General features: G+C 57.0%; 12 protein-coding genes. 6 read left to right on the forward strand and 6 right to left on the reverse strand.

Annotated elements, in window-relative coordinates:
* Window position 1: 1 nt before the first annotated feature.
* The 3 genes from OOJ60_RS22565 to ybbA form a co-directional block, all read right to left on the reverse strand.
* A complete protein-coding gene (locus tag OOJ60_RS22565; protein WP_042285761.1) occupies window positions 2-1,135 on the reverse strand; it encodes a porin in 1,134 nt (377 codons plus the stop codon).
* A gap of 178 nt (window positions 1,136-1,313) precedes the next feature.
* Window positions 1,314-3,728 carry a putative ABC transporter permease subunit YbbP gene (ybbP, locus tag OOJ60_RS22570; protein WP_205612844.1) on the reverse strand — a complete coding sequence of 805 codons (2,415 nt, stop codon included), beginning with the start codon at window positions 3,726-3,728 and terminating at the stop codon, window positions 1,314-1,316.
* Entirely contained in the window at window positions 3,725-4,411 is a 687-nt protein-coding gene (ybbA, locus tag OOJ60_RS22575; RefSeq protein ID WP_042285767.1) for a putative ABC transporter ATP-binding protein YbbA, read from the reverse strand. The genes ybbP and ybbA overlap by 4 nt, the downstream gene beginning before the upstream one ends.
* On the opposite strand from ybbA, the gene tesA reads away from it, so the two are divergent.
* From tesA to OOJ60_RS22590, 3 genes are read left to right on the forward strand one after another with little or no spacing between them, the layout of a single operon-like run.
* The gene (gene tesA, locus OOJ60_RS22580; RefSeq protein WP_042286206.1) at window positions 4,382-5,005 is read left to right on the forward strand and encodes a multifunctional acyl-CoA thioesterase I/protease I/lysophospholipase L1; all 624 of its coding nucleotides are present in this window, start codon (window positions 4,382-4,384) and stop codon (window positions 5,003-5,005) included. The genes ybbA and tesA overlap by 30 nt on opposite strands.
* A complete protein-coding gene (locus tag OOJ60_RS22585) occupies window positions 4,995-5,804 on the forward strand; it encodes an SDR family oxidoreductase (protein WP_120714857.1) in 810 nt (269 codons plus the stop codon). Before tesA ends, OOJ60_RS22585 begins: the two co-directional genes overlap by 11 nt.
* A gap of 59 nt (window positions 5,805-5,863) precedes the next feature.
* Window positions 5,864-6,718 carry a co-chaperone YbbN gene (locus OOJ60_RS22590; RefSeq protein ID WP_042285772.1) on the forward strand — a complete coding sequence of 285 codons (855 nt, stop codon included), beginning with the start codon at window positions 5,864-5,866 and terminating at the stop codon, window positions 6,716-6,718.
* 66 nt (window positions 6,719-6,784) lie between these two features.
* Here the strand turns inward: OOJ60_RS22590 and fetB are convergent, their stop codons facing one another.
* Window positions 6,785-7,561 carry an iron efflux ABC transporter permease subunit FetB gene (gene fetB, locus OOJ60_RS22595; RefSeq protein WP_205612845.1) on the reverse strand — a complete coding sequence of 259 codons (777 nt, stop codon included), beginning with the start codon at window positions 7,559-7,561 and terminating at the stop codon, window positions 6,785-6,787.
* Window positions 7,548-8,225, reverse strand: coding sequence for an iron efflux ABC transporter ATP-binding subunit FetA (gene fetA, locus OOJ60_RS22600; RefSeq protein ID WP_060569038.1), 678 nt, complete (start codon window positions 8,223-8,225; stop codon window positions 7,548-7,550). Before fetA ends, fetB begins: the two co-directional genes overlap by 14 nt.
* 147 nt (window positions 8,226-8,372) lie before the next feature.
* Between fetA and OOJ60_RS22605 the strand changes: the two genes are divergently transcribed.
* A complete protein-coding gene (locus tag OOJ60_RS22605; protein ID WP_042285781.1) occupies window positions 8,373-9,287 on the forward strand; it encodes an SPFH domain-containing protein in 915 nt (304 codons plus the stop codon).
* Window positions 9,287-9,748, forward strand: a complete 462-nt coding sequence (locus tag OOJ60_RS22610) for an NfeD family protein (RefSeq protein ID WP_042285783.1) — start codon at window positions 9,287-9,289, stop codon at window positions 9,746-9,748. The genes OOJ60_RS22605 and OOJ60_RS22610 overlap by 1 nt, the downstream gene beginning before the upstream one ends.
* Window positions 9,749-9,753: 5 nt before the next feature.
* Here OOJ60_RS22610 and cueR read toward each other — a convergent pair whose 3' ends face one another.
* Window positions 9,754-10,161 carry a Cu(I)-responsive transcriptional regulator gene (cueR, locus tag OOJ60_RS22615; RefSeq protein ID WP_042285786.1) on the reverse strand — a complete coding sequence of 136 codons (408 nt, stop codon included), beginning with the start codon at window positions 10,159-10,161 and terminating at the stop codon, window positions 9,754-9,756.
* Window positions 10,162-10,268: 107 nt separating this feature from the next.
* On the opposite strand from cueR, the gene copA reads away from it, so the two are divergent.
* Window positions 10,269-12,770 carry a copper-exporting P-type ATPase CopA gene (gene copA / locus OOJ60_RS22620; RefSeq protein WP_200033584.1) on the forward strand — a complete coding sequence of 834 codons (2,502 nt, stop codon included), beginning with the start codon at window positions 10,269-10,271 and terminating at the stop codon, window positions 12,768-12,770.
* Window positions 12,771-12,863: the final 93 nt, after the last annotated feature.

Consider the following 12,863-nt stretch of genomic DNA (forward strand, 5'->3'; position numbering starts at 1 on the left):
CTCAGAAGTCGTAACGCAGACGTACGAGGTTCATATCGCCCAGGTCATCGGTGCTGGAGGTGAAGACATGCTCGTAATCAACACGGAAACCATAGTCCAGTTGGAAGCTGATCCCCACGCCGTTATCGGTGCGCAGATAATCCCGGCCATTCACGTATTCAATACGGTCTCCCATAAAGTACGGCTGAATGGATTTCACCGCGTACTGGTTGATCGGGAAAGTGTAGCCCGCGAAGTATTCCAGACCCCAGGCATCACCAGCAAAGTAGTCGTTCACCGATACTTTTTTCGTGGTCATGAAGTTCTGGTACCAGCCGCCGCCCATTGAGAAGGTCCAGTTTTCCGGCGTCCAGCTCAATGCTGTACCCACAATGTTCTGATCGTACGTCTTGTTGCCGTTGCCGCGCATTTCTGCACGGGTGTAGTTCCACGCCGTACCCCAGCTTAGATCGTCAGTAATATGATAATCCGCACCCAGCGAGCCGCCGCCTTTACGCTTGTAGTTCAGGCCGTTGTTTGCGTTGTAGTCATCGCTGAACAGATAAGACGCGTAGAGATCAACATCGCCTACGGTTTTCTTGTATTTCAGCATTTTGCGAGAACGGTAGGAGCCGTCGTAGTCGCCGTTGATCCCGTTACCCGGAGCCTGGCCTATCATGTCATAGTCCCAGATATCGGTTTTCGCGCCCACCACATCGTAGTAAATGCTGTTCTGTTGACCGAAAGTCAGCGTACCCCAGGTATCGCTTTTCAGACCGGTATACAGCATACGGCGGGTGGTGTCGTGCGCGCCTTCGGCGTAGTGGTTATCCCAGTTAAACTGCGCCGGAATATTCACGCCCAGCTCGTAGAAGCTGATCCAGCTAATGTCGTCAAACAGATAGTAATCTGCCGCGAAACGGAAACGGGTGCCGCCGTCAAAACCATTACGTTTATAACCGTTGGCGCCGTCATCGCCCGTCATATTCTGGAACTGGGGACGAATACTCCCGCCCACGGTGAAGTTTAGACGGCTCAGCGGGTTGCCCGCCTGGGGATCTTGTTTCAGAACAGTGATTTCCGCCTGAGAAGCGAAAGACATTAATGCCACTGCCGCGCCGATCGATGCCGCCAGCGCTGTTGTTTTTATAGTCATTATTTTTCCTTGATAGATTTCCTGCTAATTATTCAGCAATGGAATGTTAACCGGAATTACTACTGGCGTGTTGGCGGGTTTTTAATGATTTGTGCCGTTAAACGGCGCGGGCTTATCCATTTATGCTTTTAAAAAAGAGCGCGCCGGTATCTTCACCGGCGCGTCAGTCTCATACTGCTTAATTGCTAAACTGGCGGAACAGCGCTTTCCCCTTCAGTAACCGGATCCCCAACCAGCCGCCGCAGACGGAAAGCAGGAACGCGCCGCTAAGGGGTAAAACCGCCCACAATCGCCAGTCCGGCTGCCAGGGGAAATCAAAGACCCGGGTTTGCAACATGGCCAGCGCTGTTTCTGCGCCAATGGAAGCCACCAGCCCGGACACCAATCCCAGCATGGCAAATTCACACCATAAGGTGGTGCGCAGCAGTTTCTTGCCCGCCCCCAGCGTGCGCCAGACGACCAGTTCCTGATGGCGTTGCCGCATGCCAACCTGCACCTGCGCCAGCAACAGCAGGATGCCGCAGGCGGTAACCAGCACCACCATGACTTCCAGCGCCCGGCTCACCTGCTCCAGCACCTGGCCGACCTGCCGGAGAATAGCGCCGATATCCAGCAGGCTAACCGTCGGAAACTCGCGGTTAAGCTGGGTCAGCATTTCGTTGCCGTTTTCCCAACGAAAGCTGGTCAGCCAGCTTTGCGGCTGTCCGTCAAGCGCGCCGGACGGGAAGATAAAGAAGAAGTTTGGTCGCAAACTTTCCCAGTCCACCTTACGCAGACTGGTGACCTTTGCGCTGAACTGTTGGGTATCGCCCATAAAGGTCACGCTATCGCCCAGTGACACGTTCAACCGCTTCGCCAGCCCCTCTTCTATCGACACTTCGCCCTTTTTCGGCGGCCAGACGCCGGCGACAATCGGATTATGGCTGGGTCGGCTATCCTGCCATGTCAGATTCAGCTCGCGGTTTAGCGCTTCATCCGGATTGCCTTCGGTCGATTTATCGTTAATGGCCGTCAGGCGCGCCCGGACAATAGGATAAAACGCTTCCGGGATCACCTGATGCTCCGAGAGAAAGGCCTTCACCTGCGGCACCTGTTCAGAAGCGATGTTGATCAGAAAATAGTTGGGGCTTTCCGGCGGCAGTTGCTGCTGCCAGCGATCCAGCAGATCGCCGCGCAGCACCAGCAGTAGCGCCAGCAGCATAAACGACAGCGAGAATGCGGAAAGCTGGCTCAGGGTGGACCACGGCTGACGCAGCAGGCGGCTAACGGCCAGACGCAGCGGCAACGACGAGAGCGTCAGGCCGCGCAGAACATTCAGCAGCATCCACCCCAGCACGCCGCACAGCAGCGCCAGTACCACCGCGCCCGCCAGCACCGCCCACAGCAGGGGACTGCCGCCCATTAATCCGGCGAGCAACAGCACAACGACAACGGTGACGACCGGCAGATAAAACTTCAGCGGCCAGACATTCGCCACCGCGTCGCGACGCAGTACGCGCAGCGGCTGAGTCGCCAGCAGCAGACGATACGGACGCAGGCCCACCAGCAGCGAAATCACCACCATGGTGCCCAGCGTCCACAGCCACGGCCAGAGGCTGGCAGGCGGCAGTGCGGCAGGCAATACCGGCTTGAGCAGCACCATTAAGACCTTTTCAAACAGTAACCCTATCGCGCCTCCGGTGACGGCAGAAAGCGCCAGCACCATCAGCCACTGCCCGACGATCAGTTTGCGCAATTGCGCCCTGCCCGCGCCGAGGGTTTTCAGGATTGCCACTAGATCATAGCGGCTGCGGCAGTAATGGCTCATTGCCACCGCCACGGCGGCGACGGCCAACAGCAGGGTTAACAGCGCTGAAAGCAGTAAAAATTGCTGCGAACGCTCAAGGGATTTACCGAGCGCGCCTTCATCCTGCTCAAGACCATACCAACGATGCTCTGGTTTGAGCTGCGGCAGCAGCCATTTTTCGTAGTCGTCCAATTGCTGCGCAGTACCGCCAAACTTGTAGCGCCAGGTAACGCGGCTGCCGGGCTGTACCGCACCGGTTTTTTCCACATCAGCAATGTTCATCATCAGCCGCGGCGCCATCTGGAATGGGTTAAAGCCCGAGTCCGGCTCCTGCACCACTTCACCGGCAATACGCAACGTGGCGTCGCCCACGTCAAGGGTATCGTCGATTTTCAGATTCAGCAGCGCCATCAGGCGCGGCGCGAGCAGCACCGACCCGGGCTGGGGCTTCAGCCCAGACGGGCGGGTCTCCAGCTTGCCGTACATCGGATAAAGGTCATCAACCGCCTTAACGTTAGCCAGTTGCGGCGTGTCTCCGGCAAACGTCATGGTGGCGAAGGTCAGTTGTTCCCCGACTTTTAGCCCGCGCTGACGCGCTTCGTCGATCCACGCCTGCGGGACCACGCGCGAACTACGCAGCGTCCGGTCGCCGGCCATAAACTCACGGCTTTGCTGGCTTAACCCTTTCTCCATTCGGTCGCTGATGCTGCCCAGCGCCAGCACACAGGCCACCGCCAGGCTCAGCGCCATCCAGACAATCAGTAACGACGGCGAGCGCCATTCGCGCCAGAACCAGCGTGCGATCATGCCTCCTCCTGCAACTGTCCGTTGACCAGTCGCAGACGCCTGTCGCAGCGCGCCGCCAGTTGGGGATCGTGGGTCACCAGGATCAACGTCGTCCCGTGTTCACGGTTCAGCGAAAACAGCAGATCGGCAATTTTGTCGCCAGTCTGTCGATCCAGGTTGCCGGTTGGTTCATCCGCAAACAGCACCTCCGGTCGTCCGTTAAACGCGCGCGCCAGCGCCACGCGCTGCTGTTCGCCGCCGGAAAGCTGGGCCGGAAGATGATCCAGACGCTTACCCAGCCCCAGTTGTTCCAGCAACGCTTTCGCGCCTTCCCGGCTTTTGCTGCTGGTTTCCCCACGCAGCAGCGCTGGCAGCTCGACGTTCTCCAGCGCGTTTAGCGTCGGGATCAACATAAACGACTGGAAAACAAAGCCGACGTGCCTGGCGCGCAGTTGCGCCCGCGCTTCCTCGTCCATCTGGTGCAGCGGTTTACCCACCAGACTGACCTCGCCGCCGCTGCCGTCATCCAGTCCGGCGAGGATCGCCAGCAGCGTTGACTTACCCGAACCCGACTCGCCAATCAGGGCGATGGTCTCGGCGCGTTTGACAACCAGTTCAACTCCGGTAAGGATGGAAAGCTCATGCTCCCCCTGACCGACGGACTTCTTAAGACGATGAACTTCAACAATGTTTTCCGCTGGCATTTGCCCTTCCTGTTTTTGATCCTGTTTACCTGTCGGGCCGTGGCGGCTGACACGTTATTAATCCTCGGCGACAGCCTGAGCGCCGGCTATCGTATGTCTGCCAGCGCAGCCTGGCCTGCGCTGTTGAATGACAAATGGCAAGCAAAAACCACGGTTGTCAATGCAAGCATCAGCGGCGACACCTCCGGGCAAGCGCTGGCGCGGCTGCCTGCCTTGCTAAAACAACATCAACCGCGCTGGGTACTGGTTGAACTTGGCGGTAACGACGGCCTGCGCGGTTTCGCCCCGGCGCAAACCGAACAGACGCTGCGCACCATTTTGCAAAAGGTGAAAGCCGCTAACGCCGAACCGCTGCTGATGCAAATTCGCCTGCCCGCAAACTACGGTCGCCGTTATAATGAAACCTTCAGCGCTGTTTATCCTAAGCTTGCCAGTGAGTTCGATATTCCTCTGTTACCCTTTTTTATGGAAGAGGTCTATCTGAAACCCCAATGGATGCAGGATGATGGTATTCATCCTAACCCCGAAGCTCAGCCGTTTATCGCTGACTGGATGGCGAAACAGCTGAGTCCTTTAGTAAATCATGAGTCATAACACAACGGAGATCCTGACAGGTAAAGTTATGCAAAAATCGGTCTTAATAACAGGATGTTCCAGCGGAATTGGCCTGGAAAGCGCGTTTGAACTTAAGCGCCAGGGCTTTCAAATTCTCGCAGGCTGCCGTAAACCTGAAGATGTCGCCCGCATGAATAGCATGGGCTTCACCGGCGTACAGATCGATCTCGACTCTCCTGAGAGTGTGGATCGCGCCGCCGATGAAGTGATCGCCCTGACCGATAACTGTTTGTTTGGGATCTTTAATAATGCCGGGTACGGCGTTTACGGTCCCCTGAGCACCATCAGTCGTGAGCAGATGGAGCAGCAATTTTCCGCCAACTTTTTTGGCGCTCACCAGCTCACAATGCGCTTATTACCGGCAATGCTGCCCCACGGCGAAGGGCGTATCGTCATGACCTCGTCGGTGATGGGGCTGATCTCCACGCCGGGACGCGGCGCTTACGCCGCCAGTAAATACGCGCTGGAAGCGTGGTCGGACGCGCTACGTATGGAGTTGCGCCACAGCGGAATTCACGTCAGCGTGATCGAGCCCGGCCCCATTCGTACCCGTTTTACCGAGAACGTTAACCAAACGCAAAGCGACAAACCGGTGGAAAATCCCGGCATTGCCGCCCGTTTTACCCTGGATCCTGAAGCGGTGGTCAATAAAGTGCGCCACGCGTTTGTCAGCGACAAACCTAAACTTCGCTATCCGGTCACGCTGGTCACCTGGGCCGTCATGCTGCTGAAACGTCTGCTGCCGGGGCGCCTGATGGACAAAATTTTGCGTGGGTGAGTTGAAGCGCGCGCGTCAGCCCCCATGTAAAAAAGAAATCGACAAAAGAGAGCAACTCCATGTCCGTACAGAATATTGTCAACATTAACGAATCGAACCTGCAGCAGACTTTAGAACAGTCGATGACCACACCGGTACTGTTCTATTTCTGGTCCGAGCGTAGCCAGCACTGTCTGCAACTGACGCCAGTGCTGGAAAGCCTGGCCGCGCAGTACAACGGCCAGTTTATCCTGGCGAAGCTCGACTGTGACGCCGAGCAGATGATCGCCTCCCAGTTTGGCCTGCGCGCGATCCCTACCGTTTACCTGTTCCAGAACGGTCAGCCGGTTGACGGTTTCCAGGGGCCGCAGCCGGAAGAAGCGATTCGCGCCTTGCTCGATAAAGTGCTGCCGCGTGAAGAAGAGTTGAAAGCCCAGCAGGCAATGCAACTGATGCAGGAGGGAAACTATATCGACGCGCTGCCCCTGCTGAAAGACGCCTGGCAGTTGTCTAACCAGAACGGTGAAATTGGCCTGCTGCTTGCGGAAACCCAGATTGCCCTGAACCGCACTGAAGAGGCCGAAGCGGTGCTCAAAACGATTCCTCTGCAGGACCAGGACACCCGCTATCAGGGACTGGTGGCGCAGATTGATTTGCTGAAACAGGCCGCCGACACGCCAGAGATTCAACAGCTCCAGCAACAGGTTGCCGATAACCCGCAGGATGCCGGACTGGCGGCGCAACTGGCGCTGCAACTGCATCAGGTGGGACGTAACGAAGAAGCGCTGGAACTGCTGTTTAGCCATCTGCGTCACGATCTCGCCGCGGCGGACGGACAGGTGCGTAAAATGTTCCAGGAAATTCTGGCCGCGCTTGGCACGGGTGATGCGCTGGCGTCGAAGTACCGTCGCCAGCTGTACGCGCTGTTATATTAATTCTGCCTGCAGTGCCCGGTGGCGCTACGTTTACCGGGCCTGCGGGTCAGAGATGCCCTTCCCCGCTCACGACTTTAAATGCGTCACCACCAGTTGGTGGCGCGAATTGTAGAATTTCCGATAGGTTAAATAACAGGCGATAATGGTTGACAGGCTCGCCGTCGAAAGCAGCATAAAGGTCACCATAATCTGGTATTTTATCGCTTTTACCGGATCGATCCCGGCAAAGATCAGCCCCGACATCATACCTGGCAAACTCACCAGCCCTACCGTTTTCGCCGAGTCAATCGTTGGGATTAGCGAAGCGCGAATGCTGTCGCGAATCAATCCGGCTGATGCCATTTTTGGCGTCGCGCCCAGGCTCAGTTTTTCCTGAATCTGCTGCCGCTCACTGCTAAATCGCTGTCCGAGATTGTTATAGCACAAGCCAACGGCGACCATCGCGTTCCCGGCAATCATCCCGGAGATCGGAATTACCTGCATGGGAATAAATTCAATCGACCCTGACAGCACCAGCACCGCCAGTGTTAAGCCTGCGCCCACGGTAATGGCAATAAATGAGGATACAAACGCTTTATCAATATATTTGCTGCGCTTCTGCGCGTTATACGCCGCGTTAAAACAGATAAATAGCACCATCACTAACGTCAGAACGGCGTGATTGACGGCGAAGATATATTTCAGGACATAGCCCACGATAATAAGCTGAACGACAGCGCGCCCAACGCTCCAGAGAATGTCCTTTTCCAGCGCCAGTTTCTCTTTGTGGCTGATCAGCATCGCCACCACCACCAGCATCATCGCCAGGGCCAGAGACGAATTGGTAATATTATGCTCGTTCATTACGCGTCTCCTGCATTTCACCGGCATGCGGCGTCAGGGTAATTATCGTATCCGCATGATCGATCTCATCTTTATCGTGAGTGACCCACAGCACCCCAATTTGCTTATCACGAGCGTAGCGATGAATCATTTCGTTGACGTTGCGCTTATTTTTTTCATCCAGCGCGCTGGTGATTTCATCAAGCAACAGCACCTGCGGTAAAAACTGTAGATTGCGGATTAGCGAGATACGCTGCTTTTCGCCGCCGGAAAGCGCGCTGATGTTTTTCTCCAGTAGCGTTTCCGAAAGGTCAAATCGCGCCAGATCGTCGACAAGCTGCTGTCGCTCCGGGCGCTTATTGCGGATTTCCCAGGGGAAGATCAAATTATCATACACGGTGTTGCCAAACAGCGTGGGCGTTTGCGTACAGTAAGAAACCTGCTGGCGATACGTTTCCGGACTGAGCGTGGCGATGTCTTGACCCGCAAAAAGAATTTCCCCTTCGCTGGGGCTAAGTAACGATGCGATAATTTTCAGCAAGGTGCTTTTACCGCAGCCGGAAGGTCCGGTAATCAGTTTAAATTCGCCGGGAAGGAGGTTAAAGCGAATACCACGCAGAATGGTTGTCTCCCCTGCCTGGTATCCCACGTTTTTGAGCTGAAGCAGAATGCCATTTTCTTTCATTGTGCGTCCATCTTTCCATTTTTTATCGGCAAAGAGTGTATCTCTGTATGGAATAAGAGGGGAACTCCCTTTGATTAATCGGATATAATTTGTTTACGCTGGTAGCGATATATCATTTCAAGGACAGTGCAACAGGAGGTTTTTTTAATGCTTATTTTTATCCCTATTCTCATCTTTGTCGCCCTGGTGGTCGTTGGCGCGGGCGTGAAAATCGTACCGCAGGGGTATCAGTGGACAGTGGAACGTTTTGGCCGTTACACCAAAACGCTCCAGCCCGGTCTGAGCCTCGTTGTGCCGTTTATGGACCGCATTGGCCGCAAGATCAATATGATGGAACAGGTGCTGGACATTCCTTCGCAGGAAGTGATTTCCAAAGACAACGCCAATGTCACCATCGACGCCGTGTGTTTTATCCAGGTCATCGATGCTCCACGGGCGGCCTATGAGGTCAGTAACCTCGAACTGGCGATCATCAACCTTACGATGACCAACATCCGTACCGTTCTGGGTTCGATGGAGCTCGATGAAATGCTTTCCCAGCGCGACAGCATCAACTCGCGACTGCTGCATATTGTCGATGAGGCGACCAACCCGTGGGGCATCAAAGTCACACGTATTGAAATCCGCGACGTGCGTCCTCCGGCGGAGTTAATTTCCTCTATGAACGCGCAGATGAAAGCGGAGCGAACCAAGCGCGCCTATATTCTGGAAGCCGAAGGGGTACGCCAGGCGGAGATCCTCAAGGCCGAGGGGGAGAAACAGTCGCAAATCCTGAAAGCGGAAGGCGAACGCCAGTCGGCCTTCCTGCAGGCGGAAGCGCGTGAACGCTCCGCTGAAGCGGAAGCGCGGGCGACCAAAATGGTGTCCGAAGCGATTGCCGCCGGGGATATTCAGGCAGTTAACTACTTCGTGGCGCAGAAATATACCGAAGCGCTACAACAAATAGGCTCGTCCAGTAACAGTAAAGTGGTGATGATGCCGCTGGATGCCAGCAGTCTGATGGGCTCCATTGCAGGCATCACGGAACTGGTTAAAGACAGCGCCAGCGAACGGAAAAAATAATGATCGAGATGATAGCGGCGCATCCGCATATTTTCTGGCTCAGCCTCGGCGGCCTGCTGCTTGCCGCCGAAATGCTCGGCGGTAACGGCTACCTGCTGTGGAGCGGCGTGGCGGCAGTGATTACCGGTCTCACGGTATGGCTACTGCCGGTTGGTTGGGAGTGGCAGGGCGTGATGTTCGCGGTCTTAACCCTCCTCGCCGCCTGGCTATGGTGGAAATGGCTGGCGAAGCGTGTACGGGAGCAGAAACCCGCCGACCGCCAGTTAAACCAGCGCGGGCAGCAACTGGTGGGTCGTCGGTTTATGCTGGAGTCCGGGCTGGTCAATGGCCGCGGGCATGTGCGGGTCGGCGACAGCTCCTGGCCGGTCAGCGCCACGGAAGATCTGGCTGGCGGTACGTTAGTTGAAGTGATTGCCGTTGAAGGGATTACCCTGCATGTCAGAGCAATAACACGTTCGTAATTAACTCACCTTCCCTTGTGATGGCAGCAGCCGGAAAGATTATCGATAATCGGACAGTCGGCGCTGTCATCGCCGGGACAGGCGTCCGCCAGCGTCAGCAGTTGCTCGCGCATCGACTGTAACTCGCTGATGTGCCTTTCAATTTCCGCCACTTTTTCCAGCGTGCGCTTTTTCACATCCGCGCTGTGGCGGGCCGGATCGTTGAACAGGTTGACCAGTTCGCCACATTCTTCAAGGTTAAATCCAACCTGACGCGCCTGGCGCAGCAGCGTCAGTTCGTTCAGATGCTGTTGGCTGTAGGTCCGGTAGCCATTTTCACTGCGTAACGGCGGCGTCACCAGCCCCTTTTCTTCATAAAAGCGGATGGCTTTGCTGGTTAAACCGGTTTTTTTCGCGACATCGGATATATTCATGACTTCCCTCTTGACCTTCCCCTTGATGGAAGGTTTACCCTAAATAACAGTTAGCCCATCGAAGTGCAAGGGGCAATACCTTTGCCCTGTAACAGAGGAGAGTTGTGATGCCACAAACCATCGACCTGACCCTGGACGGCCTGTCCTGCGGTCATTGCGTGAAACGCGTGAAAGAGAGCCTTGAGCAGCGCCCTGATGTTGACCAGGCGGAAGTAAGCATTACGGAAGCGCACGTCACCGGCACCGCCAGCGCCGACGCGCTTATCGAAACCATCAAGCAAGCCGGTTACGGCGCGGAGTTAAGCCACCCAAAGGCTAAACCGCTGGCGGAGTCATCAATCCCGTCGGAAGCACTGGCAGCGGTCCCTGATGAGCTTCCGGCAGCCACGGCTGAAGACGATAGCCAACAGCTGCTGTTAAGCGGCATGAGCTGCGCCAGCTGTGTCTCCCGGGTTCAGAACGCGCTGCAAAGCGTACCGGGCGTCACGCAGGCACGGGTAAACCTTGCGGAACGCACTGCGCTGGTCATGGGCAGCGCGTCCGCCGCGGAATTAGTGCAGGCGGTGGAAAAAGCGGGCTACGGCGCCGAGGCGATTGAAGATGACGCCAAACGCCGCGAACGCCAGCAGGAAACCGCCATCGCCACCATGAAACGCTTTCGCTGGCAGGCGATTGTCGCCCTGCTGCTCGGTGTGCCAGTGATGGTCTGGGGCATGATCGGCGACAATATGATGGTCACCGACGACAACCGCAGCCTGTGGCTGGCGATTGGCCTGGCGACGCTGGCCGTTATGGTTTTCGCAGGCGGCCATTTCTACCGCAGCGCGTGGAAAAGCCTGTTGAACGGCACCGCCACGATGGATACGCTGGTCGCCCTCGGCACCGGCGTGGCGTGGCTCTATTCGATGAGCGTCAACCTGTGGCCGCAGTGGTTCCCAATGGAAGCGCGGCATCTCTATTATGAAGCCAGCGCGATGATCATCGGTCTGATTAACCTCGGACATATGCTGGAAGCCCGCGCCCGCCAGCGCTCGTCAAAAGCGCTGGAAAAACTGCTCGACCTCACACCGCCAACCGCCCGGATCGTCACCGACGAAGGCGAAAAAAGCGTCCCGCTGGCCGATGTCCAGCCAGGCATGCTACTGCGGCTTACCACCGGGGACCGCGTACCGGTTGACGGTGAAATCACCCAGGGTGAAGCGTGGCTGGATGAAGCGATGCTCACCGGGGAACCTGTCCCGCAGCAAAAAGGCGAAGGCGATAGCGTTCATGCCGGTACCGTCGTGCAGGACGGCAGCGTACTGTTTCGCGCAAGCCGCACGGGGAGCCACACCACACTGTCACGCATCATTCGCATGGTGCGCCAGGCCCAGAGCAGCAAACCGGAAATCGGTCAGATGGCCGATAAAATCTCTGCGGTGTTCGTCCCGGTAGTAGTGGTTATTGCATTGGTGAGCGCCGGGATATGGTACTTCTTTGGCCCCGCGCCGCAAATTGTCTATACCCTGGTCATCGCGACAACGGTGCTGATCATCGCCTGTCCATGTGCGCTGGGGCTGGCAACGCCGATGTCGATCATTTCCGGCGTTGGACGCGCCGCCGAATTTGGCGTTCTGGTTCGCGATGCCGATGCGCTACAGCGCGCCAGCACCCTGGATACGGTGGTCTTTGACAAAACCGGGACGCTGACCGAAGGCAAGCCCCAGGTTGTGGCGATCGCAACCTTTAACGGCGTTGATGACGCCATGGCGCTGCGTCTGGCGGCGGCGCTGGAACAAGGCTCCAGCCATCCGCTGGCCCGGGCGATCCTCGACAAAGCGGGCGAGGCAACGCTGCCGCAGGTTAACCGTTTCCGTACGTTGCGCGGGCTGGGCGTGAGCGGTGAAGCCGAAGGCCATACCCTGCTGCTGGGCAACCAGGCGCTGTTAAATGAGCAGCAGGTCGCCACGACGCTGATGGAGACCGAGATTGCCGCTCAGGCGTCACAAGGCGCCACGCCGGTTCTGCTGGCGATTGACGGTAAAGCGGCAGCGTTACTGGCTGTGCGCGATCCGCTGCGCAGCGACAGCGTCGCGGCGCTTCAGCGACTTCATCGCGCCGGGTATCGTCTGGTGATGTTGACCGGGGACAACCCGACGACCGCTAACGCGATCGCGAAAGAAGCCGGGATCGACGAGGTGATCGCAGGGGTATTGCCGGACGGTAAAGCCGATGCCATTAAGCGTCTGCAGAGTCAGGGACGTCAGGTGGCGATGGTGGGCGACGGCATTAACGACGCCCCGGCGCTGGCGCAGGCGGATGTCGGTATCGCGATGGGCGGCGGCAGCGATGTGGCGATTGAAACCGCCGCCATCACCCTGATGCGCCATAGCCTGATGGGCGTCGCCGACGCGCTGTCGATCTCCCGCGCCACGCTGCGAAATATGAAGCAGAACCTGCTCGGCGCGTTTATTTATAACAGCATCGGTATTCCGGTCGCCGCCGGGATCCTCTGGCCCTTCACCGGTACTCTGCTGAATCCGGTGGTTGCCGGGGCGGCAATGGCGCTGTCATCCATTACCGTGGTGAGTAACGCGAACCGTCTGCTGCGTTTTAAACCAAAAGAGTAACGCGGATCGCTGACGCTTATCCGGTCTACACAGCCGTTTGTAGGCCGGATAAGCCGCGCGCGCATCGTCATCCGACAATTCACGGTTTGCACC

Origin of the sequence: Citrobacter sp. R4 (assembly GCF_026719175.1) — a bacterium.
GTDB lineage: Bacteria > Pseudomonadota > Gammaproteobacteria > Enterobacterales > Enterobacteriaceae > Citrobacter_A > Citrobacter_A sedlakii.

What these genes read in the sequence shown, in the direction of transcription:
- OOJ60_RS22565 (WP_042285761.1), bottom strand. Translation starts at nt 1,135, where the DNA reads ATGACTATAAAAACAACAGCGCTGGCGGCATCGATCGGCGCGGCAGTG.
- ybbP (WP_205612844.1), bottom strand. Translation starts at nt 3,728, where the DNA reads ATGATCGCACGCTGGTTCTGGCGCGAATGGCGCTCGCCGTCGTTACTG.
- tesA (WP_042286206.1), top strand. Translation starts at nt 4,382, where the DNA reads ATGAACTTCAACAATGTTTTCCGCTGGCATTTGCCCTTCCTGTTTTTG.
- ybbA (WP_042285767.1), bottom strand. Translation starts at nt 4,411, where the DNA reads ATGCCAGCGGAAAACATTGTTGAAGTTCATCGTCTTAAGAAGTCCGTC.
- OOJ60_RS22585 (WP_120714857.1), top strand. Translation starts at nt 4,995, where the DNA reads ATGAGTCATAACACAACGGAGATCCTGACAGGTAAAGTTATGCAAAAA.
- OOJ60_RS22590 (WP_042285772.1), top strand. Translation starts at nt 5,864, where the DNA reads ATGTCCGTACAGAATATTGTCAACATTAACGAATCGAACCTGCAGCAG.
- fetB (WP_205612845.1), bottom strand. Translation starts at nt 7,561, where the DNA reads ATGAACGAGCATAATATTACCAATTCGTCTCTGGCCCTGGCGATGATG.
- fetA (WP_060569038.1), bottom strand. Translation starts at nt 8,225, where the DNA reads ATGAAAGAAAATGGCATTCTGCTTCAGCTCAAAAACGTGGGATACCAG.
- OOJ60_RS22605 (WP_042285781.1), top strand. Translation starts at nt 8,373, where the DNA reads ATGCTTATTTTTATCCCTATTCTCATCTTTGTCGCCCTGGTGGTCGTT.
- OOJ60_RS22610 (WP_042285783.1), top strand. Translation starts at nt 9,287, where the DNA reads ATGATCGAGATGATAGCGGCGCATCCGCATATTTTCTGGCTCAGCCTC.
- cueR (WP_042285786.1), bottom strand. Translation starts at nt 10,161, where the DNA reads ATGAATATATCCGATGTCGCGAAAAAAACCGGTTTAACCAGCAAAGCC.
- copA (WP_200033584.1), top strand. Translation starts at nt 10,269, where the DNA reads ATGCCACAAACCATCGACCTGACCCTGGACGGCCTGTCCTGCGGTCAT.